The following is a 24560-nucleotide window of genomic DNA, read 5'->3' on the forward strand; positions in this document are numbered from 1 at the left end:
GCTCCTTGTGTTGCTATTGTTATGGTCCTACTCGGATATCATCGACATACAATAAAAAGCCCCGCCAACGTACATTAGCGGGGCGGTGAACCACTGCGGTGGTTAAAGGCTTGCGTTGACCACCATACAATCCATGCCCTGCGCCTGAAGCGTTTGGCAAGCTTGCCGCGCCTGGGATTCGTTCAGTGAGACGACACGGGCGCGAAATACTGTCGTGGGCCCCTGAAGCGGATCGATGGCAACGCGGCCTCCCACGCTCGTTGGCAGCCGCTGCGCGGCTTGGCGAGCCAATTGCTCAGCTTGGGCCGCCTGGCTAAAGGCACCTACTTGAATGCCCCAGCCAGCAGAGGCCATTTGCGCAGTGGGAGGTGCCGTCGCCAGCACGCGCTCCCGCTCAATAAAGGCTTGCAGTGGATCTTGCGAGGCAGCTTCTGGTGCCTCCTCACGTGCGGCCTCCGCTTGGAGAAGCTGGGCCTCAACGGTTTGTGCCGGCGTACTGTTAGACATGGGCCGTGTGGGTGATAGCGACGTGGCGGAGATATTAGCCATCATCGGTTGTGAGCGAGGCTGAGTAAGCGGTTGGGCTGGTCCCGCAAACCCCATAAACTCACTTGAGAAACTGGTATCAGCAAGCCATGAGCGTTGATCTCTTAGCGACGCACGCATAAAGCTGCGGTCTAGCAGATCTGCCATATGGGTATCACGGGAAGAGGAACTGAATCCACCCATCACTACGGCTACCATACGGCGGCCATCATGGACAGCAGTGGTGGCCACGTTAAAGCCTGAGGCGCGAATGAAACCAGTTTTTAAGCCATCGGCCCCTGGGTAGTCACGCACCAATCGGTTGTGGCTGGTATGGCGAGTACCGCGGTAGGTGAACTCCTGCAAACCGAAATAGTGGTAATACTGGGGAAAGTCCTGCATCACCCGCACCGAGAGCGTCAACATATCTCGCGCGGTGGTGATTTGCAGATCATCCGGTAAGCCCGAAGCGTTGCGGAAGGTAGTGGCATTCATGCCCAACTCACGCGCCTTCGCCGTCATCAGGTTCGCAAAGCGTTGCTCGCTGCCTCCTAGTGCCTCTGCCACCACGACCGCCACATCGTTGGCAGAACGCACGGCTAGCGCACGAATCGCCGTATCCACAGGAATGGAGCTACCGGCCGACAGCCATAGTTTGGTCGCCGGCATGGCAGCCGCCTGAGCAGAAACGGGCAACGGCTGATCGAGGCTTAGCCTTCCCTCCTCCAGCGCTTCGAATGTTAGGTAGAGCGTCATCATTTTCGTGAGCGACGCAGGATAGCGTGGCTCGTCAGCATTTTCAGCGTATAGCACTTCGCCGTTTTCGAGATCCACAACGATGCCTGCATAACGAGGATTCGCCTGGGCGTTGGCGCTACCCATCAGCGTCATCATCAGCATGACCAGTAGCCAGTGCGCCGCCCAAACCCCTGTGCTCACTCCCCGTATTGTTGCCATACCGACCTCTTACTGATTGATCACACTGCCCGACACTTGGCCATTCATACGGCTGCTGCATTAGCCTAGCATGCCTTATCGTTAAATAGATCTTCCCATAGAGCATTCATCTCGATAAAGCAGCGGAAAAAGCGCAGATATAAAAAAACCGACCCCAAAGGGTCGGTTTTCATTGTGCCTACCAGAAGGAGCAGCGCTTATTCAGCGACGGCTTCTTCTTCAGCCACCGGGCGGTCTACGAGCTCAACGTACGCCATGGGCGCGTTGTCGCCGGTGCGGTAACCGCACTTGAGAATACGGATGTAACCACCCGGACGCTCAGCGTAGCGCGGACCCAGCTCGTTGAACAGTTTGCCGACGGCTTCTTTGGAGCGCGTACGAGCAAAGGCCAAACGGCGGTTTGCAACGCTATCCTGCTTAGCCAGGGTGATCAGCGGCTCGATAACGCGACGCAGTTCCTTGGCCTTGGGCAGGGTTGTCTTGATGACTTCATGTTCGACCAGCGAGACAGACATGTTCTTGAACATGGCCTGACGGTGCGAGCTGGTACGATTCAGATGACGACCACTCTTACGATGACGCATGGTTGTGATTCCTTACCAAACTGGGACTCAAGTCGACGCTTACGCGGAGGCCTTGTCGTCCTTCAGGCTAGCGGGTGGCCAATTTTCCAGCCGCATGCCGAGGGACAAGCCGCGCGCTGCCAATACATCCTTGATTTCATTCAAGGACTTCTTACCGAGGTTCGGGGTCTTCAGCAGCTCCACTTCCGTGCGCTGAATCAGATCACCGATGTAGTAGATATTCTCGGCTTTGAGGCAGTTAGCGCTGCGTACGGTCAACTCGAGATCGTCTACGGGGCGCAATAGGATCGGATCGACGTGATCCTCTTCCTCTTCGACTTCCTGCTCTTTATCAGCTTCCAGGTCGACGAAGGCGGCCAGCTGCTCTTGCAGAATGGTCGCACTGCGACGGATAGCCTCTTCCGGATCCAGGGTGCCGTCGGTTTCCAAGTCGATAATCAGCTTATCGAGGTCGGTACGCTGCTCGACACGAGCGGCTTCGACCGAGTAGGAAACACGGCGAACAGGGCTGAAGGTGGCATCCAGCTGCAGGCGGCCAATCGCACGGGTCTCTTCATCAGAGCCACGAGCGTCAGCCGGTTCGTAACCACGACCCAGCGCGACCTTAAGCTGAATTTTCAGCTCGGCACCTTCATTGACGTGTGCAATGACGTGGTCCGGGTTGACGATTTCGACGCTATGATCAAGCGCAATGTCGCCAGCGGTGACGACGGCTGGGCCCTGCTTGTTCAGCGAGAGCACCGCCTCATCGCGGCTGTGCATCTTGATCGCAACATCTTTCAAGTTCAGGAGGATTTCGATGACATCTTCCTGCACCCCTTCGAGCGCACTGTATTCGTGCTCTACACCGGCGATTTCAGCCTCTACCACGGCAGCGCCGGGCATGGATGAAAGCAGAATGCGACGAAGTGCATTCCCCAGGGTGTGACCAAAGCCGCGCTCGAACGGTTCGAGAACGATTTTGGCATGATGTGCGCTGATCTCTTCGACCTTGATGTCGCGGGGGCGAAGAAACTCTGTCACTGAACGCTGCATATGAACACCTTTCAGGCTGCCAAACGGATACTGAGTACTCTAAAGCACAATACTCAAGAGCATCTGGGCGGTTAGCTTTGCTATCCCGCCCAGGCCTCAAGAAGCAGAAGCAACAAACAGACTGCTTACTTGGAGTACAGCTCGACGATCAGGTTTTCGTTGATGTCGGCAGTCAGGTCACCGCGTTCAGGCAGAGCCTTGAAAGTGCCTTCCATCTTCTTGGCGTCGATTTCGATCCAGGTGATATCGCCACGGTTGGCAGCAATGCTCAACGCGCTTTGGATACGAGCCTGGTTCTTCGCCTTTTCACGAACAGCTACCACGTCACCCGGCTTCACTTGGTAGGAAGCAACGTTAACGGTGCGGCCGTTGACGGAAATCGCCTTGTGGCTGACCAGCTGACGCGCTTCAGAGCGAGTCGAGCCGAAGCCCATGCGGTAGACGACGTTATCCAGTCGGGATTCAAGCAGTTGCAACAGTACTTCACCGGTCGCACCTTTCAGGCGAGCGGCTTCTTTGTAGTAGTTGCGGAACTGCTTTTCGAGTACGCCATACATACGGCGTACTTTCTGCTTCTCGCGAAGCTGCAAGCCGTAGTCGGAAAGACGCTGACGACGCTGGCCGTGTACACCCGGGATCTGCTCGGATTTACACTTTTTCTCGAAGGGAGTCACACCACTCTTCAGGAAGAGATCGGTGCCCTCACGACGAGACAGTTTGCACTTCGGTCCAATATAACGAGCCATGAATCTGTCTCCTTAAACGCGGCGTTTCTTCGGCGGACGGCAGCCATTGTGGGGGATGGGCGTCGCGTCTACGATGCTTTGCACGCGGAAGCCGGCGGCGTTCAGTGCGCGCACGGCGGATTCACGGCCGGGACCGGGGCCCTTGACCAGCACGTCTACGTTTTTCACACCATACTCGGCTGCAGCAGTTGCTGCACGTTCGCTTGCAACTTGCGCAGCGAACGGGGTGCTCTTGCGAGAACCACGAAAACCCGAACCACCGGCTGTTGCCCAAGAGAGAGCATTGCCCTGGCGGTCTGTGATCGTCACGATCGTGTTGTTAAAAGAGGCATGGATGTGCGCGACGGCGTCCACTACCTGCTTTTTAACCTTTTTACGGTTACTACGCGGGTTAGCCATGTTGATGTCTATTCCTGTCTTAACGTCAGCTCTCGATTAAAGAGCTTGCGTGTTATTTGCGGATCGGCTTACGCGGGCCCTTACGGGTACGCGCGTTAGTCTTGGTCCGCTGACCACGCAGCGGAAGACTACGACGATGACGCAGACCACGGTAGCAGCCTAAGTCCATGAGACGCTTGATGTTAAGCGTGACATCACGACGAAGGTCGCCTTCTACGGTGTACTTACCAACTTCAGAACGCAGGGTGTCCAGCTCGTCGCCAGACAGGTCTACGATCTTGGTAGTCGGCGCGATACCGGCAGCAACACAGATGTGTTGAGCGCGAGTACGGCCAATCCCGAAGATATAGGTCAGCGAGATCGCCGCATGCTTGTTGTCCGGGATATTGACGCCTGCAATACGGGCCATCAGCTTACTCCGAAATTTGAGCGGCTTGCTCGTTTATTCATCTACAAAAGGCGCAACAGCATACCCCTTTAGGAGCCCGAAGGCAAGGGGTATGCCTGCACCCGCTTAAAACAGCCCAGGTTTAACCCTGACGCTGTTTGTGCCGCGGCTCGACACAGATGACACGTACAGCGCCATTGCGACGAATGATCTTGCAGTTACGGCACATCTTCTTTACGGAAGCTCGAACTTTCATCGTTCTTTCTCCAAAAACGGCTCGCGGCGCGCCAATTCGTTAGGGGCGCCTCAGCGCATGATGCCGCCGCTACCGTAGCCTTTCAGGTTGGACTTCTTCATCACTGAGTCATATTGATGCGACATGAGATGCGACTGCACCTGGGCCATGAAGTCCATGATGACCACTACCACGATCAGCAGCGACGTACCGCCAAAGAAGAACGGAACGTTCCATGCTACGATCAGGAACTGGGGCATCAGGGAAACCGCAGTGATATACAAGGCACCGAACAGAGTGAGACGAGTCATCACTTTGTCGATATAGCGAGCGGTCTGCTCGCCGGGGCGAATGCCCGGCAGGAAAGCGCCTGACTTTTTGAGATTGTCAGCCACATCCTTGGGGTTGAAGACCAGCGCTGTGTAAAAGAAGCAGAAGAATACCACTGCCGCAGCGAAAAGCAAGATGTAAAGCGGTTGGCCAGGGCCTAACGCCTGCGAGGCACGCTGCAACCACTCCATGCCTTCGCCAGCGCCTACCCACTGACCGATAGAGGCCGGGAAGAGTAGGATACTAGAGGCAAAGATCGCGGGAATGACGCCCGCCATGTTCACCTTCAACGGCAAGTAGCTGCTTTGACCTGCATACATCTTGTTGCCCACTTGGCGACGTGGGTAGTTCACCTTGAGGCGGCGTTGGCCACGCTCGATGAACACCACGAATGCCACGGTGGCAATACCTAGCACGGACAGCGCTAACAGCGGAAGAACATTCCAGGCCCCTTCGTTACGAGCAAGCTCGAAGGCTTGCCCCACGGCACTGGGCAGCCCAGCGACGATCCCCGCGAAGATCAGCAGCGAAATACCGTTGCCGATGCCCTTCTCGGTGATCTGCTCACCTAGCCACATCATAAACACCGCACCCGACACAAACGTGATGATGGCGGTGAAATAGAAGCTGAAGTCAGCGCTGTAAGCGATGCCTTGGCTAGCCAGACCCACGGACATGCCGGTAGCCTGGACAAAAGCCAGTAGCACCGTGCCGTAGCGGGTGTACTGGCTAATCTTGCGGCGGCCAGCCTCGCCCTCTTTCTTGAGCTGTTCAAGATGAGGGGAGACTGCAGTCATCAGCTGCATGATAATCGACGCCGAAATATAGGGCATGATGCCCAGGGCGAGGACGCTCATGCGCTCCAGGGCGCCACCCGAGAACATGTTGAACATGCCCAGGATGGTGCCCTGTTGCTCCCTGAACAAGGCAGCAAGCTGGTCAGGATTGATACCGGGAACGGGAATGTGGGCACCGATACGGTACACCACGATGGCGAGGAGCACGAAGCGCAAACGCGCCCACAGTTCACTCAGACCGCTGCCCATCGCCGGCATGTTTCCTGACTTGGCCATTTAGTCCTCTACCTTGCCGCCAGCGGCTACGATCGCTTCACGGGCACCTTTGGTGACCTTGATTCCACGAACGGTAACCGCTTTGTTCAGTTCGCCAGAAAGGATGATCTTCGCATGCAGCGTCGCATCCTTCAGCACGTTGGCTTGCTTCAGGGTTTCCATGGTGACTTCGTCACCGGCAACCTTGGCAAGTTCCGCCAGGCGTACTTCTTCAGATACCAGCGACTTGGCAGACGTGAAGCCAAACTTCGGCAAACGACGCTGCAGCGGCATCTGACCGCCTTCGAAACCAGGCTTGACGCTACCGCCACTGCGTGATTTCTGACCTTTGTGGCCACGGCCACCGGTCTTGCCCAGACCGGAACCGATACCACGACCAACGCGCTTTTCAGCGTGTTTGGAGCCCGGTGCCGGGCTCAGGGTATTGAGTTTCATGGATTACTCTCCCTCAACGCGCACAAGGTAGTTAACCTTGTGGATCATGCCGCGTACGGCAGGGGTGTCTTCCAGCTCAACCGTATGACCGATGCGACGCAGGCCCAGGCCTTTCATAGTAGCCTTGTGCTTGGGCAAAACGCCGATGGTGCTGCGGATCTGGGTAACCTTGATCGTTGCTGCCATGGTGCCTTACCCCGTGATCGCTTCGACAGACAGACCGCGCTTGGCGGCAATGTCTTCCGGTGCTTGCATGGCAGAGAGACCTTTGACAGTCGCCCGCACCACGTTAACCGGGTTGGTGGAACCGTAGCACTTGGCCAGTACATCGTGAACGCCTGCCAGTTCCAGTACGGAACGCATGGCGCCACCAGCGATGATACCAGTACCTTCGGAGGCCGGCTGCATGTACACCTTGGAAGCACCGTGACGGGCTTTTACCGGGTACTGCAGTGTGTGACCTGCAAGGTTGACCTTGACCATGTTGCGACGAGCCTGGTCCATCGCTTTCTGGATTGCGACCGGCACTTCACGCGCCTTGCCACGACCGAAACCGACACGACCTTTACCATCACCTACGACGGTCAGTGCGGTGAAGCCGAAAATACGACCACCCTTGACCACCTTGGCGACGCGGTTGACCTGCACTAACTTCTCCTGCAGATCACCGTTTTGCTGTTCGTTCTTCGCCATCGTAAAACCCTTTAGAATTCCAGGCCGCCTTCACGTGCGGCGTCGGCCAGAGCCTTGACGCGACCGTGATACTTAAAGCCAGCACGGTCGAAGGCCACCTGGGTGATGCCTGCTTCTTTAGCGCGTTCGGCAATCAGAGCGCCAACCTTGGAGGCCGCGTCTGAGTTACCGGTCGCACCCTCGCGCAGTGCTTTGTCCAGCGTAGAAGCGCTGGCCAGCACCTTGCCACCATCCGGCGAGATAATCTGCGCATAGATGTGACGCGGGGTACGGTTGACGCACAGGCGATACACGCCCAGCTCGCGGATCTTGGCGCGAGCGCGGCGGGCACGACGGAGACGAGATTCTTTCTTCGCGTTCATAACCCTGCCTTACTTCTTCTTGGCTTCTTTGCGACGCACCTGCTCGTCGGCGTAACGTACACCCTTGCCTTTGTACGGCTCAGGCGGACGGAAGGCGCGGATTTCCGCGGCGCACTGACCGAGCATCTGCTTGTCCGCGCTTTTCAGCACGATCACGGTGTTCTTCGGCGTTTCCGCTGTAACACCTTTAGGCAGTTCGTAGTCGACCGGGTGCGAGAAGCCCAGTGAAAGATTGAGCGTCTGGCCCTTAGCTTGGGCACGATAACCGACGCCAACAATTTCGAGAGTTTTTGTGAAACCCTCGGATACGCCCGTAACCAGGTTCTGAACCAAGGCGCGGGTAGTACCGGCCATTGCCCAGCTCTTGGCAGACTCACTCGGGGCGAAGGTCAGCTGGCCGTCTTCTTGACCAATCACCACGTCCTGGTGAATGGGCATAGACAGCGTGCCCTGGCCGCCTTTGGCGGTCAGCTGGCCAGCATCGATTTTGACATCAACGCCAGCAGGCACTTTAACCGGATATTTCGCTATGCGGGACATTCCAGCCTCCTAGAATACGGTGCAGATGACTTCGCCACCGACGCCAGCCTGGCGCGCGGCACGATCGGTCATGACACCATTAGAGGTGGTGACAATCGCGATACCCAGGCCATCGGCTACCTTGGGCAGGTTGTCCTTGCCCTTGTACTGACGCAGAGACGGCTTGGAAACCCGCTGAATGTGCTCGATAACCGGCTTACCCTCAAAGTACTTGAGAGTAACGGTCAGCTCGGGTTTGACGCCTTCAGCCACCGTAAAGTCGGTAATGTAGCCTTCTTCCTTTAGCACTCGGGCCACTTCGACTTTCAGTTTGGAGGACGGCATGGTAGCCGTCTCCTTGGTGGCCATCTGCGCATTGCGGATACGGGTAAACATATCCGCCAGAGTGTCTTGCATGCTCATTTAATGTGCGCTCCTGATGATTCTACGTGGCGTTACCAGCTGGACTTTTTGAGGCCAGGGACGTCGCCACGCATGGCGGCTTCACGCAGCTTGTTACGGCCGAGGCCGAACTTGTTGTAAAAGCCGTGCGGACGGCCAGTCACGCGGCAGCGGTTACGCTGACGCACCGGGCTGGAGTCGCGCGGCAGTTGCTGCAGCTTCAGCGTCGCCTCGAAACGATCTTCTTCAGAAGCGTTCACGTCCGAGATGATTTTCTTGAGCTCTGCGCGCTTAGCCGCAAACTTCTCGACTAGCTGAGTACGCTTGAGCTCACGCTCTATCATACTTTTCTTAGCCATGATCCAACCCTTATTTCTTGAACGGGAAGTTCAGTGCTGCAAGCAGCGCACGACCTTCCTCGTCGGTGTTGGCGGTAGTAGTGATAGTGACGTCCAGTCCCCGTACACGATCGACTTTATCATATTCGATCTCCGGGAAGATGATCTGCTCACGCACACCCATGGAGTAGTTGCCGCGACCGTCGAAGGACTTCGGGTTGAGACCACGGAAGTCACGCACGCGTGGGATGGCAATGTTCACCAGACGGTCCAGGAAGTCCCACATACGCTCGGAGCGCAGTGTCACTTTGATACCGATCGGCCAACCTTCGCGCACCTTGAAGCCCGCGATGGACTTGCGTGCCTTGGTCACCAGCGGCTTCTGACCGGAAAGCTTCTCCAGGTCGCCGATGGCATTGTCGATCAGCTTTTTGTCGCTGACCGCTTCGCCGATACCCATGTTCAGAGTCACTTTCGTGATCCGGGGTACCTGCATTACGTTGGCGTAGCTGAACTGCTCTTTGAGTTGAGCTACCACCTCGTTTTGATAACGTTCTTTCAAGTTCGCCATTATGCTACCCGACTCGCGTTAGGCGTCGATCTGCGTCTGCGTCGACTTGTAGATACGTACCTTGGTACCGTCTTCCTTCACCTGGAAGCCGACGCGATCCGCCTTACCGGTCTCCGAATTGAAGATGGCTACGTTGGACGCGTGAATCGGAGCCTCACGCTCGACGATACCGCCCTGATTTCCCGCCATGGGATTAGGCTTGGTGTGACGCTTGATCATATTCACACCGGACACCACGAAACGGTTTTCAAGTACCCGCTTCACAGTGCCACGCTTGCCCTTATCCTTCCCGGCGATGACGATGACTTCATCGTCACGTTTGATCTTTTGCATATCCGCCTCGCTCCTTACAGCACTTCAGGCGCTAGGGAAATGATCTTCATGAACTTCTCATTACGAAGTTCACGAGTTACCGGCCCGAAGATACGCGTGCCGATCGGCTGTTCGTTGGTGTTATTCAACAAAACCGCCGCATTTCCATCGAAACGGATCAGCGAACCGTCACTACGACGGACGCCACTACGGGTACGAACGACTACTGCCTTGAGAACCTGGCCTTTTTTGACCTTGCCACGAGGAATAGCTTCTTTGACCGTTACTTTAATGACGTCACCAACGCGGGCGTAGCGACGGTGTGAACCGCCCAGCACCTTGATGCATTGCACCCGGCGCGCTCCGCTGTTGTCGGCGACATCCAGCATTGTCTGAGTCTGAATCATCGGTTTTCTCCAAACCTAATCTGACTGCACTGGTTGAACAGACGCAAGGGATTAACCCTTGGCCTGCTCGACCACCTCGACCAGCGTCCAGGCTTTCTTCTTGGAAAGCGGACGGCACTCCTGAATGGAAACCGTATCGCCTGCCTTTGCCTGGTTCGCCTCATCATGGGCGTGCAGCTTGGTGGAGCGCTTGACGTATTTTCCGTAGATCGGGTGACGCTCACGACGCTCGATCATGACGACGATGGACTTGTCCATCTTGTCGCTGACCACCTTGCCGGTCAGCGTACGTGTTTTTTTCTCTTCGGCCATCTCAATCACCTGCCTTCTCGTTGAGCACAGTCTTAACGCGGGCGATATCCCGACGGACCTGCTTGAGCAGATGAGTCTGGCTCAGTTGGCCAGTGGCCTTCTGCATGCGCAGGTTAAACTGCTCGCGGAGGAGCTCGAGGAGCTGCTCTTGGAGCTCTCCTACGGACTTTTCACGAATTTCCTGGGCTTTCATCACATCACCGTCCGTTTCGCAAAGGTGGTGGACAGGGGCATCTTCTGGGCGGCCAGTTCAAATGCTTCACGGGCCAGCTCTTCGGATACACCTTCAATTTCATACAGGACCCGACCCGGCTGGATCTGGGCTACCCAGTACTCAACGGAACCTTTACCCTTACCCATACGAACTTCGAGCGGCTTCTTGGAAATCGGCTTGTCAGGGAAAACGCGGATCCAGATCTTACCGCCACGCTTGACGTGACGTGTGATCGCACGACGGCCAGCTTCGATCTGACGCGCAGTGATGCGGCCACGACCGGTTGCCTTGAGGCCGTACTCCCCGAAGCTGATCTTGCTTCCGCGATGCGCCAGGCCACGGTTGCGGCCTTTCATCATCTTGCGGAATTTCATACGCTTGGGCTGTAACATCGACTCGCTCTCCCCTTACCTGGAACCTTTCTTCTTGGGCGCGTTGCCGGCAGGCTGTTGCTGTTGCTTGGCCTTGGCACGTACTTCCTCGATACCGCCGAGGATTTCACCCTTGAAGATCCACACTTTGACGCCGATGACGCCGTAGGTGGTGTGAGCTTCGTAAGTGGCGTAGTCGATGTCCGCACGCAGAGTGTGCAGCGGAACGCGACCTTCGCGGTACCATTCGGTACGTGCGATTTCGGCGCCACCCAGACGACCTGACAGCTGAATCTTGATGCCGCCAGCGCCAAGACGCATTGCGTTCTGTACCGCGCGCTTCATGGCACGACGGAACATGACGCGACGCTCAAGCTGACCTGCCACGTTGGCAGCAACCAGCTTGGCATCCAGCTCGGGCTTGCGAACTTCTTCGATGTTCACATGCACCGGAACGCCCATCATCTCGGTCAGATCACGACGCAGACGGTCGACATCTTCACCTTTCTTGCCAATCACGATACCCGGACGGGCAGTGTGAATGGTGATGCGGGCATTGTTCGCCGGACGCTCGATGTGAATGCGGCTTACGGAGGCGCTTTTCAGACGCTCGTCCAGGAAGCTGCGCACTTCGAGATCGTTGTTGAGCTTATCGGCATAAGCGCCGCGCTCGGCATACCAGACAGAAGCATGGTCTTTGACGATGCCCAGTCGAATGCCTGTTGGATTGACTTTCTGACCCATCTGGTCGACTCCTACTTCTCGGCTACCTTGACGGTGATGTGGCAGGTGCGCTTCAAGATACGATCCGCGCGGCCTTTGGCACGCGGCTTGATACGCTTGAGCGTCATGCCCTCATCGACGCAGATGGTCGAGACACGCAGCTCGTCGATATCCATGCCGTTATTTTCTTCCGCGTTTGCAATGGCGGACTGCAGCACTTTCTTGACTAGCTTGGCAGCCTTCTTCGGTGAGAAGGTCAGCAGGTCGAGTGCTTCGGCGACCGGTTTACCGCGCACCTGGTCAGCCACCAAACGGGCCTTCTGGGCGGATAAACGAGCGCCACGCAGCTTAGCTGTGACTTCCATCTCTCAATCCTCTCTGGCTTACCGTTTGGCTTTCTTGTCCGCCGCATGCCCGCGATAAGTGCGAGTGGCAGCGAATTCGCCCAGCTTGTGACCAACCATTTCCTCGGAGACGTGCACCGGGACGTGTTGGCGACCGTTATGGACAGCGATTGTGAGGCCTACCATGTTTGGCAGGATCATCGAACGACGCGACCAGGTCTTGATCGGTTTACGGTCGTTCTTCTCCACTGCAGCCTCTACCTTCTTCAAAAGATGAAGGTCAATGAAGGGACCTTTCTTTAGTGAACGTGGCACAGCCGTTACCTCTTAATGTCTTGGCAATTTAGATCAACGCGTCTTGTTACGACGACGTACGATCAGCTTGTCGGTGCGCTTGTTCTTACGCGTCTTGTGACCCTTGGTCGGCACGCCCCACGGAGTAACGGGGTGACGGCCACCGCTGGTGCGGCCTTCGCCACCACCGTGCGGGTGATCCACAGGGTTCATCGCGACGCCGCGAACTGTCGGACGCACGCCTCTCCAGCGCTTCGCACCGGCCTTGCCAAGTTGACGCAGGCTGTGCTCGGAGTTGCTCACTTCGCCCAGGGTCGCGCGGCACTCGGCCAGGACCTTGCGCATTTCGCCAGAGCGAAGACGCAGGGTGGCGTAGTTACCTTCACGAGCAACCAGCTGAGCGCTAGTACCGGCACTGCGAGCAATCTGCGCGCCTTTACCCGGCTTCAGTTCGATACCGTGAACGGTAGAACCGAGCGGGATGTTACGCAGCGGCAAGGCATTGCCTTTCTTGATGGGCGCGTTGACACCAGATTCCAGCACGTCACCGGCGCTGACGCCTTTCGGTGCAATGATGTAACGACGCTCGCCATCGGCATATTTCAGCAGTGCAATGTGCGCACTGCGGTTCGGGTCGTGTTCCAGACGCTCAACGGTGGCCGGAATGCCATCCTTGGTGCGCTTGAAGTCGATCAACCGATAGTGATGACGGTGACCACCGCCCACGTGGCGGGTGGTGATGCGACCGTAGTTGTTACGGCCACCGGACTTGGACTGTTTTTCCAAAAGCGGTGCATAAGCACGGCCCTTGTACAGTTCCTCACCAACGATCTTGACGACGTGGCGACGACCGGCGGATGTGGGTTTGGTCTTGACGATTGCCATTATCCGTACTCCTGCCCTTATTCGGCGCCAGAGAAGTCTTCGAGCGTTTCACCCGCAGCCAGGGTCACATACGCCTTGCGGTAACCCTTACGCAGGCCAACGCCGTGAGCAGTACGCTTGGTTTTACCCTTGACGTTCAGTACTTGAACGCCACCGACCTTCTTGCCGAACAGTGCTTCAACGGCTTTCTTGATCTCGGGCTTGGTAGCATCGGGTGCCACCTTGAAAACGTACTGGTTGCGCTCGGCTGCCATCGCGGCCTTTTCGGTCACGTGCGGTCCAAGCAGAACCTTGAATACGCGTTCCTGGTTCATGCCAGCTTCTCCTCGAATTTACGCAGGGCGGAGACGGTGACCAGGACCTTGTCAAAGGCAACCAGGCTCACCGGATCAGCTGCAGCGACATCCACCACGTCAACGTGGGGAAGGTTGCGTGCGGCCAGATAGAGCGTTTCGTCGACTTCTTCAGTGACGATCAACACTTTCTCAAGGTTGAGCTCTTTCAGCTTGGCAGCTACCTGCTTGGTCTTCGGCGCTTCTACGCTGAACTCTTCAATAGCGACTAAACGCTCTTGACGTACCAGCTCAGACAGGATGGAGCGCATCGCCGCACGGTACATCTTGCGGTTTACTTTCTGGGTGTAGTCCTGAGGACGCGCCGCGAAAGTAACACCACCACTGCGCCACAGCGGAGAGCGGATAGTACCAGCGCGCGCACGACCGGTACCCTTCTGACGCCACGGCTTCTTACCACCGCCACGCACGTCGGAACGGCTCTTTTGAGCGCGTGTACCCTGACGACCAGCTGCCAGATAGGCAGTGACGACCTGATGCACCAGCGCTTCGTTGAATTCTTTGCCAAAAGTGGCGTCGGCTACTTCAACGGTACCCGTGCCTGCAGCAAGATTCAGATTCATTGGTAATTATCCCCTTCAGCCAGCTTTCACGGCGCTGCGAACGATAACGTTGCTACCGGTCGCTCCCGGTACAGCGCCCTTGATCAGCAGCAGGTTACGCTCGGCGTCGACACGGACGATCTCAAGGCTCTGTACGGTGCAACGGGCGTTACCCATTTGACCGGCCATTTTCTTGCCCTTGAATACGCGACCAGGTGTCTGACACATGCCGATAGAACCCGGCGCACGATGCGACAGGGAGTTACCATGGCTGTTGTCTTGGGTACGGAAGTTCCAGCGCTTAACAGCACCCTGGAAGCCTTTACCCTTGGAAGTGCCAGTCACGTCGATCTTTTGACCAGCTTCGAAGAGGGATACGGTGAGTTCGCCACCCACTTCAGGAGCTTCTTCGCCTTCTGCAAGGCGGAATTCCATCAGTGAACGACCAGCCTCGACACCCGCCTTGGCAAACTGACCCGCTTGCGCTTTGGTGAGGTGCTTGGCTTTACGAGAACCAGTAGTGACCTGAACCGCTGCGTAGCCGTCAGACTCAAGCGTCTTGACGCGCGTTACACGGTTAGGATCAACTTCAATAACGGTCACGGGCACGGATGCGCCGTCTTCGGTAAAGACGCGGGTCATCCCGGCCTTGATACCGACTAAACCGATAGTCATGCTCAGTCTCCTATAGTGTACGGGGCTATCACCCGCTATGGCTGCCCTTTCCAGAGCATTCCACTAGCACATTGTGTGGCGCCTCACGGCGCGGCGGCTGCTGCTCTCGACAGATGGCGATGAGCGCTGGGCCGCAAAGTGTCTAGTGTATTAGTCGAGCTTGATTTGCACGTCTACGCCAGCGGCGAGGTCGAGCTTCATCAGCGCATCAACGGTTTTCTCGGTCGGCTCAACGATGTCGAGCACACGCTTGTGAGTGCGAATCTCATACTGATCGCGCGCGTCCTTGTTGACGTGCGGAGAAATCAGGATGGTATAGCGCTCGCGGTTGGTCGGCAGCGGGATCGGACCACGAACCTGAGCACCAGTACGCTTAGCGGTTTCAACGATTTCCGCAGTGGACTGATCGATCAGGCGATGGTCGAACGCTTTCAACCGAATGCGAATCTTTTGGTTCTGCATTTGCCCTAAACTCCAATGGATGTCGACGGCGCGAGCCGTCTACCCACGCATTCAAAGGATGCGCATTATAGGCACGCCAATCGGCCATGTCAAACATTTGCGATTGGTGCGCAGAAAAGGGGGCTCTTGCGAGCCCCCTTGCATCATCAAGCCAACAGCTTACTTGACGATCTTGGCGACGACGCCAGCACCTACGGTACGGCCACCTTCGCGGATAGCGAAGCGCAGACCTTCGTCCATGGCGATCGGAGCGATCAGGGTGATAACCATTTTGATGTTATCGCCCGGCATTACCATTTCAACGCCTTCCGGCAGTTCACAAGTACCAGTTACGTCAGTGGTACGGAAGTAGAACTGAGGACGGTAGCCCTTGAAGAAAGGCGTGTGACGACCACCTTCTTCTTTGGACAGTACGTATACTTCGGCTTCGAACGTGGTGTGCGGGTTGATGGTGCCCGGCTTGGCCAGAACCTGACCACGCTCGACGTCATCACGCTTGGTACCACGCAGCAGCGCGCCAACGTTCTCACCTGCACGACCTTCGTCGAGCAGCTTACGGAACATTTCAACGCCAGTAACGGTAGTTTTGGTGGTGTCGCGGATACCCACGATTTCCACTTCTTCACCGGCTTTAACGATACCGCGCTCTACACGACCGGTAACAACAGTACCACGGCCAGAGATAGAGAATACGTCTTCGATCGGCATCAGGAACGGCTGGTCGATAGCACGCTCCGGCTCAGGGATGTAGTCATCCAGAGCTTTGATCAGGTTGGTAACGGCGGTGGTACCCATGCCGTTCTCGTCTTCACCGTTCAGAGCCATCAGCGCAGAACCAGTGATGATCGGCGTGTCGTCACCCGGGAAGTCGTACTCGTTCAGAAGTTCACGAACTTCCATTTCGACCAGCTCGAGCAGCTCTTCATCATCGACCATGTCCGCTTTGTTCAGGAACACAACGATGAACGGAACGCCAACCTGACGAGACAGCAGGATGTGCTCGCGAGTCTGCGGCATGGGGCCGTCAGCGGCAGAACATACCAGGATAGCGCCGTCCATCTGAGCAGCACCAGTGATCATGTTCTTGACGTAGTCAGCGTGCCCCGGGCAGTCAACGTGCGCGTAGTGACGCTGCTCGGACTGGTACTCAACGTGAGAAGTCGCGATGGTGATACCACGCTCACGCTCTTCCGGTGCGTTATCGATAGTATCGAATGCACGCCAGTCGCCGCCGAAAACCTCAGCAGACACGCGGGTCAGGGCCGCTGTCAGAGTCGTTTTACCGTGGTCGACGTGACCGATGGTGCCGACGTTGACGTGCGGTTTGGAACGTTCAAATTTTTCCTTAGCCACTGCTATAACCTCTTTACGTTAGCTAACGGTTAACCGTTTTGGTTGATGACGGCTTCAACGACGCTGGAGGGCGCCTCCTCGTACTTCGCGAACTCCATAGAGTAGCTCGCACGGCCCTGGGTCTGTGAGCGCAGATCGGTTGCGTAACCGAACATCTCACCCAGTGGCACCGTTGCACGAATGACTTTACCAGAGGAAGAGTCATCCATGCCCTGCACCAGGCCGCGACGACGGTTCAGGTCGCCCATGACGTCACCCATAAAATCTTCGGGGGTCACGACTTCGACCTTCATCACCGGCTCCAGCAGCACGGCCTTGGCCTTCCGGGCACCTTCTTTCACTGCCATGGAAGAAGCAATCTTGAACGCAGTCTCGTTCGAGTCCACGTCATGGTAGGAACCATCAAACAGCGTGACTTTGACGTCGATCATCGGGTAACCGGCGATGACACCGTTTTTCAGCTGCTCGAAAGCACCCTTTTCAACCGCAGGGACGTATTCCTTGGGAACCACACCACCCACGATTTCAGAGTTGAACTTGAAGAAGATTTCTTCTTCGCCTTCACCCTTCTCTTCTGCAGTCAGCGGCTCGATGCGCAGCCAGACGTGACCGAACTGACCACGACCACCAGACTGACGAACGAACTTGCCTTCCTGCTCGACGCTGCCGCGAATGGTTTCGCGGTAGGCGACCTGCGGCTTACCGATATTGGCTTCTACCTTGAACTCGCGACGCATACGGTCAACGATGATGTCCAGGTGCAGCTCACCCATACCGGAGATGATGGTCTGACCGGTCTCTTCGTCGGTCTTGACCTGGAAGGAAGGATCTTCCTGGGCCAGTTTGCCCAGTGCGATACCCATCTTTTCCTGGTCCGCCTTGGACTTCGGCTCGACGGCAACGGAAATAACCGGCTCCGGGAACTCCATGCGCTCGAGAACGATCTTGTTGTCGATATCGCACAGGGTGTCACCGGTGGTGACATCTTTCAGGCCGATACAGGCCGCGATGTCGCCCGCGAGTACTTCCTTGATCTCTTCACGCGAGTTGGCGTGCATCTGAACGATACGGCCAACGCGCTCTTTCTTCTGCTTGACGGAGTTGTAGACGCCGTCACCAGACTTCAGAACGCCGGAGTAGACGCGAATGAAGGTCAGGGTACCTACGAAGGGGTCGGTAGCAATCTTGAACGCCAGAGCGGCGAACGGAGCGCTGTCGTCGGCAACACGAGTGGCAATGGTGCCATCCTTGTCGTCAAGCTCACCTTCGATCGCCTTGACTTCTGTCGGCGAAGGCATGTACTCGATAACACCATCCAGAACCGCCTGAACACCTTTGTTCTTGAACGCAGAACCACAGGTGACCAGAACGACTTCGTTGGCCAGTGTACGAGCACGCAGACCTGCCTTGATTTCAGCGACGCTCAGCTCGCCTTCTTCAAGGTACTTGTCCATCAGCTCTTCGGACGCTTCGGCAGCGGCTTCGACCATCTGCTCGCGGTACTCTTCAGCGGTCTCTTGCAGCTCCGCAGGAATGTCCACCAGCTCGAAGTTCATGCCCAGGCTTTCTTCGTCCCACAAGATAGCCTTCATCTCGATCAGGTCGATAACGCCCTTGAAGTCTTCTTCCGTGCCCCAGTTGATCTGGATCGGCACAGCGTTGGCACCCAGACGCTCTTTCAGCTGGTTGACAACCATGAAGAAGTCAGCGCCGGTACGGTCCATCTTGTTGACGAACACCATGCGCGGAACTTCGTATTTGTTGGCCTGACGCCATACGGTTTCGGTCTGCGGCTGAACGCCGGAGGAACCGCACAGCACAACGACCGCACCATCGAGAACACGCAGCGAACGCTCGACTTCAATGGTGAAGTCAACGTGCCCAGGGGTATCGATGATGTTGATACGGTGCTCGTCGAACTGCTGAGCCATACCCCGCCAAAAAGTGGTTACTGCAGCAGAGGTGATAGTGATCCCACGCTCTTGCTCCTGCTCCATCCAGTCAGTTGTAGACGCACCCTCATGCGTCTCACCCAACTTGTGGTTCAGACCCGTATAGAACAGTACGCGCTCGGTTGTTGTGGTTTTACCCGCATCAACGTGCGCCACGATACCGATATTACGATAGCGATTCAGTGGAGTCTTGCGTGCCACGGTGAAACTCCCGTTAGTTGGTGATGCTCGTTAATCCAGCGGTGCCATTTCTGCTTATGCTACCGCCGCCATCGACAACGATAGCGGCGGCGTGTTGCAACATGACGATAAAAACCTTTAACGCCCTGCAACCGACAGAAAAAGACACGAGCCCAGAAACGTCGAGCTTAGAAACGATAGTGAGAGAAGGCCTTGTTGGCTTCTGCCATACGGTGCACGTCTTCACGCTTCTTGACAGCAGAGCCCTTGCCTTCAGCGGCATCCAGCATTTCACCTGCCAGGCGCTGAACCATCGTTTTCTCACCGCGACGACGCGCAGCGTCTACCAGCCAGCGCATTGCCAGCGCTTGGCGGCGTGACGGACGAACTTCAACCGGCACCTGATAAGTAGCACCACCCACGCGGCGCGACTTTACTTCGACCATCGGCTGGATGGTTTCCAGCGCCTTGTCGAAGATTTCCAGCGGCTCTTCTTTACTACGCTCGGCAACCTTGTCCAACGCACCATAGACGATGCGCTCAGCTACGGACTTCTTGCCGCTGACCATCAGGTGGTTCATGAACTTCGCCAGACGCTCACTTCCGAACTTGGGATCCGGCAGGATTTCGCGTTTAGCTACAACTCTTCTTCTAGGCATGATAAGCCCTCAATTAAGGATCCTTCAGGTAAACCCGGAACCTGCTTGCGCCTTTGGCGCCGCCCGACCTTACTCTTATCAGACCATCATATTCGGTTAAAAGGTAACACCGCAGCGCTCCATGAGGCTGCGTTCAGCGCCTTAGGACTTCGGACGCTTGGTACCGTACTTGGAACGACCCTGCTTACGGTTCTGTACGCCAGAGGTGTCAAGGGCGCCACGAACGGTGTGATAACGCACACCTGGCAAATCCTTTACACGACCGCCGCGAATCAGAACAACAGAGTGCTCCTGGAGGTTGTGACCTTCACCACCGATGTAAGAAGAGACTTCGAAACCGTTGGTCAGGCGCACACGGCAAACCTTACGCAGGGCCGAGTTCGGCTTCTTGGGGGTGGTGGTGTAAACGCGCGTACAAACGCCGCGCTTTTGCGGGCATGCCTGAAGCGCAGGCACGTCACTCTTGGTGACGGGGCGCTTGCGCGGCTTGCGCACTAGCTGATTAATCGTTGCCATGGTGTTTAGCTGACTCCAATGGTTGCCTTGGCCTATTAACAAATGCAAGCAGCGGATGCGGGCGCACCCACCCCACTGTTAAAGGCTGCGCATTCTAAAGGCTGACCCTGCCTGGCGTCAAGCCCTGGCGGTGGTTTACCGCCAGGTTCTGCCATTCAGGGCCAGCCGCTCTTGGCTGCTCTTGGCCTGCCCTGGGTTACAGATCGTCGTCTGAATCCAGGGCGGTCAACTGAGCACCCAGCTCCTGCTCAACCTCGGTAGCCGAGGGGTTGAACAGACGCTCTACGTCTTCGCGCTTGCGACGACGCTCTGCGTGGTGAGTCAGACCGGTACCTGCCGGAATCAGACGTCCAACTACCACGTTTTCTTTCAGGCCACGCAGGTAATCGCGCTTGCCGGTTACCGCCGCTTCGGTCAATACGCGGGTCGTTTCCTGGAACGACGCCGCCGAAATGAACGATTCGGTGGCCAAGCTGGCCTTGGTGATACCCAGCAGCAAGCGTTGGTACTTGGCCGGGAACTTGCCTTCTTTCTCCAGACGCTCGTTCTGCTCCAGCACGCGCACCAGTTCTGCCTGGTCGCCGGTGATGAAGTCAGAGTCGCCGGAATCGGTGATCTCTACCTTGCGCAGCATCTGACGCACGATGACTTCGATGTGCTTGTCGTTGATGCCTACGCCTTGCAGACGGTATACGTCCTGTACTTCGGCAGTGATGTACTTGGCCAGCTCCGCCACACCCAGCAGGCGCAGGATGTCGTGCGGGTTGCTCGGGCCATCGGAAATCACTTCGCCCTTCTCGACGGCTTCGCCTTCGAAGACGGCGATTTGACGCCATTTCGGAATCAGCGCTTCGAACGGATCGCCAGATTCCGGGGTGATCGTCAGACGACGCTTGCCCTTGGTCTCTTTACCGAAGCTCACCACACCGCTGATTTCCGCCAGAATGGCCGACTCTTTCGGCTTACGGGCTTCGAACAGGTCGGCTACGCGCGGCAGACCCCCGGTGATGTCTTTGTTACCCGAGGCTTCTACCGGGATACGGGCAACGACTTCACCCACACCGATGGTCGAGCCGTCGTCCACGGAGATGATCGAGTTGCCGGGCAGCAGGTACTGTACCGGCGTGTTGGAACCGGACACGGACACGTACTCGCCTGCGGCGTCCTGCAGCATCACCATCGGGCGCTTGTCGCGGCCAGCCATCGGGCGGGCGGCCGACTCGATGACCTCGATGGAGGAGAGACCAGTCATTTCATCGACGCTGCGGTGCATGGTGACACCCTCGTCGAGATCGATGAACTGCGCCTTACCTTCCACTTCCGCAATGATCGGATGGGTGTGCGGGTCCCACTTGGCCACGACCGTGCCAGCGTCGACGACGTCACCGTCGCGAACCGACAGCTCGGCACCGTAAGGCAGCTTGTAGTACTCACGCTCACGACCATGATCGTCGGCGACAGCCAGGGCGCTTGAACGAGACACCACCACCAGTTTGCCGTCGGCACGCTCAACGTGCTTGATGTTGTGCAGGCGTACTTTACCGCCGTGCTTCACCTGTACGCTGTCGACCGCCGAAGAACGCGATGCTGCACCACCGATGTGGAACGTACGCATGGTCAGCTGGGTACCCGGCTCACCGATGGACTGGGCAGCGATGACACCCACCGACTCACCGATGTTGACCTGATGGCCACGCGCCAGGTCACGACCGTAGCAGGACGAACAAACGCCGTGCGCGGTGTCACAGGTAATGGTGGAGCGCACCACGATCTCGTCCACACCCATGGTGTCCAGCGAGGCACACCACTTCTCGTCGAGCAGCGTGTTGCGCGGGATCAGCACTTCTTCGGTGCTCGGATCGATGACGTCCTGCGCCACCACTCGGCCCAGTACACGCTGTGACAGCGGTACAATGATGTCGCCACCCTCGATGATCGGGTGCAGCGTCAGACCGTTCTCGGTGCCACAGTCGATTTCGGTGATCACCAGATCCTGGGCCACGTCGACCAGACGGCGAGTCAGGTAACCGGAGTTGGCCGTTTTCAGGGCCGTATCCGCCAGACCTTTACGCGCACCGTGGGTCGAGATGAAGTACTGAAGTACGTTCAGACCTTCACGGAAGTTGGCCACGATGGGGGTTTCGATGATCGAGCCATCCGGCTTGGCCATCAGACCACGCATACCCGCCAACTGACGGATCTGGGCGGCGCTACCACGGGCACCGGAATCGGCCATGATGAAGACGCTGTTGAAGGAGTCCTGCTCCACTTCATTGCCTTCACGGTCGACGACGGTCTCCTTGGAGATACCTACCATCATCGCCTTGGCCACCTTGTCGTTGGCCTTGGACCAGATATCGATAACCTTGTTGTACTTCTCGCCTGCGGTCACCAGACCGGACGAGAACTGGTCTTCGATCTCTTTGACTTCGGCTTCGGCCGCTTCGACGATATCGGTCTTTGCGTCGGGAATGACGAAGTCGTTGACACCGATCGAGGCGCCGGACCAGGTCGCCAGACGGAAGCCGGTGTACATCAGCTGGTCAGCGAAGATGACCGTGGGCTTGAGGCCCGCGCGACGATACACTTCGTTGATCAGGCTGGAGATCGCCTTCTTCTTCATCGGCTGATCGATCAGCGCGAACGGTACGCCTTCCGGCAGAATGCGGAACAGCAGGGCACGACCCACGGTGGTGTCGTACAGGCGGCGATGCTCGGAGCGCTCGCCGGTCTCTTCGTCGACGTCCACTTCATCCAGGCGCACTTTGACGCGGGCATGCAGCGAGACGGACTGAGTACCGAAGGCGCGCTCTACCTCGTTGAGGTCAGAGAACACCATGCCCTCGCCCTTGGCGTTGATCTTTTCGCGGGTCATGTAGTACAGACCCAGAACAACGTCCTGCGACGGCACGATGATCGGCTCGCCGTTGGCAGGCGACAGCACGTTGTTGGTCGCCATCATCAGCGCACGGGCTTCGAGCTGGGCTTCCAGGGTCAGCGGTACGTGGACCGCCATCTGGTCACCGTCGAAGTCGGCGTTGTAAGCCGCACACACCAGCGGGTGCAGCTGGATCGCCTTGCCTTCGATCAGCAGCGGTTCGAACGCCTGGATACCCAGACGGTGCAGGGTCGGTGCACGGTTGAGCAGTACCGGGTGTTCGCGGATGACGTCGGCCAGAATATCCCACACTTCCGGCAGTTCACGCTCGACCATCTTCTTCGCGGCTTTGATCGTGGACGCATGGCCCAGCGACTGCAGCTTGGAGTAGATGAACGGCTTGAACAGCTCGAGGGCCATCTTCTTCGGCAGACCACACTGGTGCAGACGCAGGGTCGGGCCCACGGTAATGACCGAACGGCCTGAGTAGTCGACACGCTTACCCAGCAGGTTCTGACGGAAACGGCCCTGCTTACCCTTGATCATGTCGGCAAGGGATTTCAGCGGACGCTTGTTGGAGCCAGTGATGGCACGGCCGCGACGGCCGTTGTCCAGCAGCGCATCCACCGCTTCCTGCAGCATACGCTTCTCGTTGCGCACGATGATGTCCGGCGCATTGAGGTCCAGCAGACGCTTCAGGCGGTTGTTACGGTTGATCACACGACGGTAGAGGTCGTTGAGATCGGAGGTCGCGAAGCGGCCACCGTCCAGCGGTACCAGCGGTCGCAGATCCGGCGGCAGCACGGGCAGCACTTCCATGACCATCCACGCCGGCGCATTACCGGAGTGGTAGAAGGCTTCAAGCAGCTTCAGGCGCTTGGAGAGCTTCTTGATCTTGGTTTCAGAGTTGGTCTGCGGAATCTCTTCGCGCAGCGTGTTGATCTCTTCTTCCAGATCGATGTCCTTGAGCAGTTCCTGAACGGCTTCGGCACCCATGCGGGCGTCGAAGTCATCGCCGAACTCTTCCAGGGCTTCGAAGTACTGCTCGTCGTTGAGCAGCTGACCACGCTCCAGCGTGGTCATGCCGGGGTCGATGACCACGAAGCTTTCGAAGTACAGCACGCGTTCGATATCACGCAGGGTCATATCGAGGAACATGCCGATACGCGACGGCAGTGATTTCAAAAACCAGATGTGAGCGACCGGCGAGGCCAGCTCGATGTGGCCCATGCGCTCACGGCGCACGGCAGCCTTGGTGACTTCGACGCCACACTTCTCACAAATGATGCCACGGTGCTTCATGCGCTTGTACTTGCCGCACAGACACTCGTAGTCCTTGACCGGGCCAAAAATCTTGGCGCAGAACAGACCATCCCGTTCCGGCTTGAAGGTACGGTAGTTGATGGTCTCGGGCTTCTTCACCTCGCCAAACGACCAGGAGCGAATCATGTCCGGCGACGCGAGGGTAATCTTGATCGCGTCAAACTCATCGGACTGAGATTGCGATTTGAGTACTTTCACCAAATCTTTCATATG

At 57.2% G+C, this 24560-nt stretch carries 34 protein-coding genes; all 34 read right to left on the reverse strand.

The genetic code is table 11. The annotated features are described in order from the left end of the window. Positions 1–102: 102 nt before the first annotated feature. Positions 103–1482: a serine hydrolase gene (locus RVM27_RS07495; protein ID WP_498939796.1), complete on the reverse strand. Its 1380-nt coding sequence runs from the start codon at positions 1480–1482 to the stop codon at positions 103–105. Positions 1483–1679: 197 nt separating this feature from the next. Further along, the gene (gene rplQ, locus RVM27_RS07500) at positions 1680–2066 is read right to left on the reverse strand and encodes a 50S ribosomal protein L17 (RefSeq protein WP_044628819.1); all 387 of its coding nucleotides are present in this window, start codon (positions 2064–2066) and stop codon (positions 1680–1682) included. Positions 2067–2105: 39 nt separating this feature from the next. After that, the gene (locus tag RVM27_RS07505) at positions 2106–3101 is read right to left on the reverse strand and encodes a DNA-directed RNA polymerase subunit alpha (protein WP_016915790.1); all 996 of its coding nucleotides are present in this window, start codon (positions 3099–3101) and stop codon (positions 2106–2108) included. 125 nt (positions 3102–3226) lie between these two features. Further along, the gene (rpsD, locus tag RVM27_RS07510; protein WP_016915789.1) at positions 3227–3847 is read right to left on the reverse strand and encodes a 30S ribosomal protein S4; all 621 of its coding nucleotides are present in this window, start codon (positions 3845–3847) and stop codon (positions 3227–3229) included. Between the two features lie 12 nt (positions 3848–3859). After that, positions 3860–4246 (reverse strand): 30S ribosomal protein S11, encoded by a 387-nt coding sequence (gene rpsK, locus RVM27_RS07515; RefSeq protein WP_009099028.1) that lies wholly within the window; start codon positions 4244–4246, stop codon positions 3860–3862. 52 nt (positions 4247–4298) lie between these two features. Then, positions 4299–4655 (reverse strand): 30S ribosomal protein S13, encoded by a 357-nt coding sequence (gene rpsM / locus RVM27_RS07520; RefSeq protein WP_039180640.1) that lies wholly within the window; start codon positions 4653–4655, stop codon positions 4299–4301. Positions 4656–4776: 121 nt separating this feature from the next. After that, positions 4777–4890, reverse strand: coding sequence for a 50S ribosomal protein L36 (rpmJ, locus tag RVM27_RS07525; protein WP_081139244.1), 114 nt, complete (start codon positions 4888–4890; stop codon positions 4777–4779). 50 nt (positions 4891–4940) lie between these two features. Then, the gene (secY, locus tag RVM27_RS07530) at positions 4941–6272 is read right to left on the reverse strand and encodes a preprotein translocase subunit SecY (RefSeq protein WP_016915787.1); all 1332 of its coding nucleotides are present in this window, start codon (positions 6270–6272) and stop codon (positions 4941–4943) included. Further along, positions 6273–6707 carry a 50S ribosomal protein L15 gene (rplO, locus tag RVM27_RS07535; RefSeq protein WP_016915786.1) on the reverse strand — a complete coding sequence of 145 codons (435 nt, stop codon included), beginning with the start codon at positions 6705–6707 and terminating at the stop codon, positions 6273–6275. It abuts the gene before it with no gap. Positions 6708–6710: 3 nt separating this feature from the next. Further along, the gene (gene rpmD, locus RVM27_RS07540; RefSeq protein ID WP_009723888.1) at positions 6711–6893 is read right to left on the reverse strand and encodes a 50S ribosomal protein L30; all 183 of its coding nucleotides are present in this window, start codon (positions 6891–6893) and stop codon (positions 6711–6713) included. A 6-nt stretch (positions 6894–6899) separates the two neighbouring features. After that, complete coding sequence (gene rpsE / locus RVM27_RS07545) at positions 6900–7400, reverse strand: 30S ribosomal protein S5 (protein WP_016915785.1); 501 nt, start codon at positions 7398–7400, stop codon at positions 6900–6902. A gap of 11 nt (positions 7401–7411) precedes the next feature. Continuing rightward, positions 7412–7762: a 50S ribosomal protein L18 gene (gene rplR, locus RVM27_RS07550; protein ID WP_008959159.1), complete on the reverse strand. Its 351-nt coding sequence runs from the start codon at positions 7760–7762 to the stop codon at positions 7412–7414. Positions 7763–7771: 9 nt separating this feature from the next. Then, a complete protein-coding gene (rplF, locus tag RVM27_RS07555) occupies positions 7772–8302 on the reverse strand; it encodes a 50S ribosomal protein L6 (RefSeq protein ID WP_016915784.1) in 531 nt (176 codons plus the stop codon). A gap of 9 nt (positions 8303–8311) precedes the next feature. Next, positions 8312–8704, reverse strand: coding sequence for a 30S ribosomal protein S8 (gene rpsH / locus RVM27_RS07560; protein WP_009723892.1), 393 nt, complete (start codon positions 8702–8704; stop codon positions 8312–8314). Positions 8705–8736: 32 nt separating this feature from the next. Further along, the gene (gene rpsN / locus RVM27_RS07565) at positions 8737–9042 is read right to left on the reverse strand and encodes a 30S ribosomal protein S14 (RefSeq protein ID WP_026001935.1); all 306 of its coding nucleotides are present in this window, start codon (positions 9040–9042) and stop codon (positions 8737–8739) included. 10 nt (positions 9043–9052) lie between these two features. Then, positions 9053–9592, reverse strand: coding sequence for a 50S ribosomal protein L5 (gene rplE, locus RVM27_RS07570; RefSeq protein WP_016915781.1), 540 nt, complete (start codon positions 9590–9592; stop codon positions 9053–9055). Between the two features lie 18 nt (positions 9593–9610). Continuing rightward, positions 9611–9925: a 50S ribosomal protein L24 gene (rplX, locus tag RVM27_RS07575; RefSeq protein ID WP_009723895.1), complete on the reverse strand. Its 315-nt coding sequence runs from the start codon at positions 9923–9925 to the stop codon at positions 9611–9613. Between the two features lie 14 nt (positions 9926–9939). Beyond that, positions 9940–10311, reverse strand: a complete 372-nt coding sequence (gene rplN / locus RVM27_RS07580) for a 50S ribosomal protein L14 (protein WP_009723896.1) — start codon at positions 10309–10311, stop codon at positions 9940–9942. 51 nt (positions 10312–10362) lie between these two features. Continuing rightward, complete coding sequence (gene rpsQ, locus RVM27_RS07585) at positions 10363–10623, reverse strand: 30S ribosomal protein S17 (RefSeq protein WP_009723897.1); 261 nt, start codon at positions 10621–10623, stop codon at positions 10363–10365. Between the two features lies 1 nt (position 10624). Beyond that, a complete protein-coding gene (gene rpmC, locus RVM27_RS07590; RefSeq protein WP_016915779.1) occupies positions 10625–10816 on the reverse strand; it encodes a 50S ribosomal protein L29 in 192 nt (63 codons plus the stop codon). Further along, positions 10816–11229 carry a 50S ribosomal protein L16 gene (rplP, locus tag RVM27_RS07595; protein ID WP_007112000.1) on the reverse strand — a complete coding sequence of 138 codons (414 nt, stop codon included), beginning with the start codon at positions 11227–11229 and terminating at the stop codon, positions 10816–10818. Before rplP ends, rpmC begins: the two co-directional genes overlap by 1 nt. Before the next feature lie 15 nt (positions 11230–11244). Then, positions 11245–11952, reverse strand: a complete 708-nt coding sequence (gene rpsC / locus RVM27_RS07600) for a 30S ribosomal protein S3 (RefSeq protein WP_016915778.1) — start codon at positions 11950–11952, stop codon at positions 11245–11247. Positions 11953–11963: 11 nt separating this feature from the next. Next, positions 11964–12296 (reverse strand): 50S ribosomal protein L22, encoded by a 333-nt coding sequence (gene rplV / locus RVM27_RS07605; RefSeq protein WP_010626471.1) that lies wholly within the window; start codon positions 12294–12296, stop codon positions 11964–11966. Positions 12297–12314: 18 nt separating this feature from the next. Continuing rightward, positions 12315–12590 carry a 30S ribosomal protein S19 gene (gene rpsS / locus RVM27_RS07610; RefSeq protein ID WP_009098993.1) on the reverse strand — a complete coding sequence of 92 codons (276 nt, stop codon included), beginning with the start codon at positions 12588–12590 and terminating at the stop codon, positions 12315–12317. 33 nt (positions 12591–12623) lie between these two features. Next, a complete protein-coding gene (gene rplB / locus RVM27_RS07615) occupies positions 12624–13454 on the reverse strand; it encodes a 50S ribosomal protein L2 (protein ID WP_016915777.1) in 831 nt (276 codons plus the stop codon). 17 nt (positions 13455–13471) lie between these two features. Further along, positions 13472–13768: a 50S ribosomal protein L23 gene (gene rplW, locus RVM27_RS07620; protein WP_016915776.1), complete on the reverse strand. Its 297-nt coding sequence runs from the start codon at positions 13766–13768 to the stop codon at positions 13472–13474. Beyond that, the gene (gene rplD, locus RVM27_RS07625; RefSeq protein ID WP_096921646.1) at positions 13765–14370 is read right to left on the reverse strand and encodes a 50S ribosomal protein L4; all 606 of its coding nucleotides are present in this window, start codon (positions 14368–14370) and stop codon (positions 13765–13767) included. Before rplD ends, rplW begins: the two co-directional genes overlap by 4 nt. 15 nt (positions 14371–14385) lie before the next feature. Then, on the reverse strand, positions 14386–15024 hold the full coding sequence (gene rplC, locus RVM27_RS07630; protein ID WP_039180665.1) for a 50S ribosomal protein L3: 639 nt from the start codon (positions 15022–15024) through the stop codon (positions 14386–14388). Positions 15025–15174: 150 nt separating this feature from the next. Beyond that, positions 15175–15486 (reverse strand): 30S ribosomal protein S10, encoded by a 312-nt coding sequence (gene rpsJ / locus RVM27_RS07635; protein ID WP_009098983.1) that lies wholly within the window; start codon positions 15484–15486, stop codon positions 15175–15177. A gap of 159 nt (positions 15487–15645) precedes the next feature. After that, on the reverse strand, positions 15646–16839 hold the full coding sequence (gene tuf / locus RVM27_RS07640; RefSeq protein ID WP_039180669.1) for an elongation factor Tu: 1194 nt from the start codon (positions 16837–16839) through the stop codon (positions 15646–15648). Between the two features lie 29 nt (positions 16840–16868). Beyond that, the gene (fusA, locus tag RVM27_RS07645) at positions 16869–18992 is read right to left on the reverse strand and encodes an elongation factor G (protein WP_287808240.1); all 2124 of its coding nucleotides are present in this window, start codon (positions 18990–18992) and stop codon (positions 16869–16871) included. Positions 18993–19159: 167 nt separating this feature from the next. Beyond that, positions 19160–19630 (reverse strand): 30S ribosomal protein S7, encoded by a 471-nt coding sequence (rpsG, locus tag RVM27_RS07650; RefSeq protein ID WP_016915771.1) that lies wholly within the window; start codon positions 19628–19630, stop codon positions 19160–19162. 141 nt (positions 19631–19771) lie between these two features. Beyond that, the gene (rpsL, locus tag RVM27_RS07655) at positions 19772–20146 is read right to left on the reverse strand and encodes a 30S ribosomal protein S12 (protein ID WP_009098973.1); all 375 of its coding nucleotides are present in this window, start codon (positions 20144–20146) and stop codon (positions 19772–19774) included. Between the two features lie 196 nt (positions 20147–20342). After that, complete coding sequence (gene rpoC, locus RVM27_RS07660) at positions 20343–24557, reverse strand: DNA-directed RNA polymerase subunit beta' (RefSeq protein ID WP_287808237.1); 4215 nt, start codon at positions 24555–24557, stop codon at positions 20343–20345. Between the last annotated feature and the right edge of the window lie 3 nt (positions 24558–24560).

The organism is Halomonas sp. KM007, from assembly GCF_050709225.1.
Taxonomy (GTDB): domain Bacteria; phylum Pseudomonadota; class Gammaproteobacteria; order Pseudomonadales; family Halomonadaceae; genus Vreelandella; species Vreelandella hamiltonii.

What these genes read in the sequence shown, in the direction of transcription:
- RVM27_RS07495 (WP_498939796.1), bottom strand. Translation starts at nt 1,482, where the DNA reads ATGGCAACAATACGGGGAGTGAGCACAGGGGTTTGGGCGGCGCACTGG.
- rplQ (WP_044628819.1), bottom strand. Translation starts at nt 2,066, where the DNA reads ATGCGTCATCGTAAGAGTGGTCGTCATCTGAATCGTACCAGCTCGCAC.
- RVM27_RS07505 (WP_016915790.1), bottom strand. Translation starts at nt 3,101, where the DNA reads ATGCAGCGTTCAGTGACAGAGTTTCTTCGCCCCCGCGACATCAAGGTC.
- rpsD (WP_016915789.1), bottom strand. Translation starts at nt 3,847, where the DNA reads ATGGCTCGTTATATTGGACCGAAGTGCAAACTGTCTCGTCGTGAGGGC.
- rpsK (WP_009099028.1), bottom strand. Translation starts at nt 4,246, where the DNA reads ATGGCTAACCCGCGTAGTAACCGTAAAAAGGTTAAAAAGCAGGTAGTG.
- rpsM (WP_039180640.1), bottom strand. Translation starts at nt 4,655, where the DNA reads ATGGCCCGTATTGCAGGCGTCAATATCCCGGACAACAAGCATGCGGCG.
- rpmJ (WP_081139244.1), bottom strand. Translation starts at nt 4,890, where the DNA reads ATGAAAGTTCGAGCTTCCGTAAAGAAGATGTGCCGTAACTGCAAGATC.
- secY (WP_016915787.1), bottom strand. Translation starts at nt 6,272, where the DNA reads ATGGCCAAGTCAGGAAACATGCCGGCGATGGGCAGCGGTCTGAGTGAA.
- rplO (WP_016915786.1), bottom strand. Translation starts at nt 6,707, where the DNA reads ATGAAACTCAATACCCTGAGCCCGGCACCGGGCTCCAAACACGCTGAA.
- rpmD (WP_009723888.1), bottom strand. Translation starts at nt 6,893, where the DNA reads ATGGCAGCAACGATCAAGGTTACCCAGATCCGCAGCACCATCGGCGTT.
- rpsE (WP_016915785.1), bottom strand. Translation starts at nt 7,400, where the DNA reads ATGGCGAAGAACGAACAGCAAAACGGTGATCTGCAGGAGAAGTTAGTG.
- rplR (WP_008959159.1), bottom strand. Translation starts at nt 7,762, where the DNA reads ATGAACGCGAAGAAAGAATCTCGTCTCCGTCGTGCCCGCCGCGCTCGC.
- rplF (WP_016915784.1), bottom strand. Translation starts at nt 8,302, where the DNA reads ATGTCCCGCATAGCGAAATATCCGGTTAAAGTGCCTGCTGGCGTTGAT.
- rpsH (WP_009723892.1), bottom strand. Translation starts at nt 8,704, where the DNA reads ATGAGCATGCAAGACACTCTGGCGGATATGTTTACCCGTATCCGCAAT.
- rpsN (WP_026001935.1), bottom strand. Translation starts at nt 9,042, where the DNA reads ATGGCTAAGAAAAGTATGATAGAGCGTGAGCTCAAGCGTACTCAGCTA.
- rplE (WP_016915781.1), bottom strand. Translation starts at nt 9,592, where the DNA reads ATGGCGAACTTGAAAGAACGTTATCAAAACGAGGTGGTAGCTCAACTC.
- rplX (WP_009723895.1), bottom strand. Translation starts at nt 9,925, where the DNA reads ATGCAAAAGATCAAACGTGACGATGAAGTCATCGTCATCGCCGGGAAG.
- rplN (WP_009723896.1), bottom strand. Translation starts at nt 10,311, where the DNA reads ATGATTCAGACTCAGACAATGCTGGATGTCGCCGACAACAGCGGAGCG.
- rpsQ (WP_009723897.1), bottom strand. Translation starts at nt 10,623, where the DNA reads ATGGCCGAAGAGAAAAAAACACGTACGCTGACCGGCAAGGTGGTCAGC.
- rpmC (WP_016915779.1), bottom strand. Translation starts at nt 10,816, where the DNA reads ATGAAAGCCCAGGAAATTCGTGAAAAGTCCGTAGGAGAGCTCCAAGAG.
- rplP (WP_007112000.1), bottom strand. Translation starts at nt 11,229, where the DNA reads ATGTTACAGCCCAAGCGTATGAAATTCCGCAAGATGATGAAAGGCCGC.
- rpsC (WP_016915778.1), bottom strand. Translation starts at nt 11,952, where the DNA reads ATGGGTCAGAAAGTCAATCCAACAGGCATTCGACTGGGCATCGTCAAA.
- rplV (WP_010626471.1), bottom strand. Translation starts at nt 12,296, where the DNA reads ATGGAAGTCACAGCTAAGCTGCGTGGCGCTCGTTTATCCGCCCAGAAG.
- rplB (WP_016915777.1), bottom strand. Translation starts at nt 13,454, where the DNA reads ATGGCAATCGTCAAGACCAAACCCACATCCGCCGGTCGTCGCCACGTC.
- rplW (WP_016915776.1), bottom strand. Translation starts at nt 13,768, where the DNA reads ATGAACCAGGAACGCGTATTCAAGGTTCTGCTTGGACCGCACGTGACC.
- rplD (WP_096921646.1), bottom strand. Translation starts at nt 14,370, where the DNA reads ATGAATCTGAATCTTGCTGCAGGCACGGGTACCGTTGAAGTAGCCGAC.
- rplC (WP_039180665.1), bottom strand. Translation starts at nt 15,024, where the DNA reads ATGACTATCGGTTTAGTCGGTATCAAGGCCGGGATGACCCGCGTCTTT.
- rpsJ (WP_009098983.1), bottom strand. Translation starts at nt 15,486, where the DNA reads ATGCAGAACCAAAAGATTCGCATTCGGTTGAAAGCGTTCGACCATCGC.
- rpsG (WP_016915771.1), bottom strand. Translation starts at nt 19,630, where the DNA reads ATGCCTAGAAGAAGAGTTGTAGCTAAACGCGAAATCCTGCCGGATCCC.
- rpsL (WP_009098973.1), bottom strand. Translation starts at nt 20,146, where the DNA reads ATGGCAACGATTAATCAGCTAGTGCGCAAGCCGCGCAAGCGCCCCGTC.
- rpoC (WP_287808237.1), bottom strand. Translation starts at nt 24,557, where the DNA reads ATGAAAGATTTGGTGAAAGTACTCAAATCGCAATCTCAGTCCGATGAG.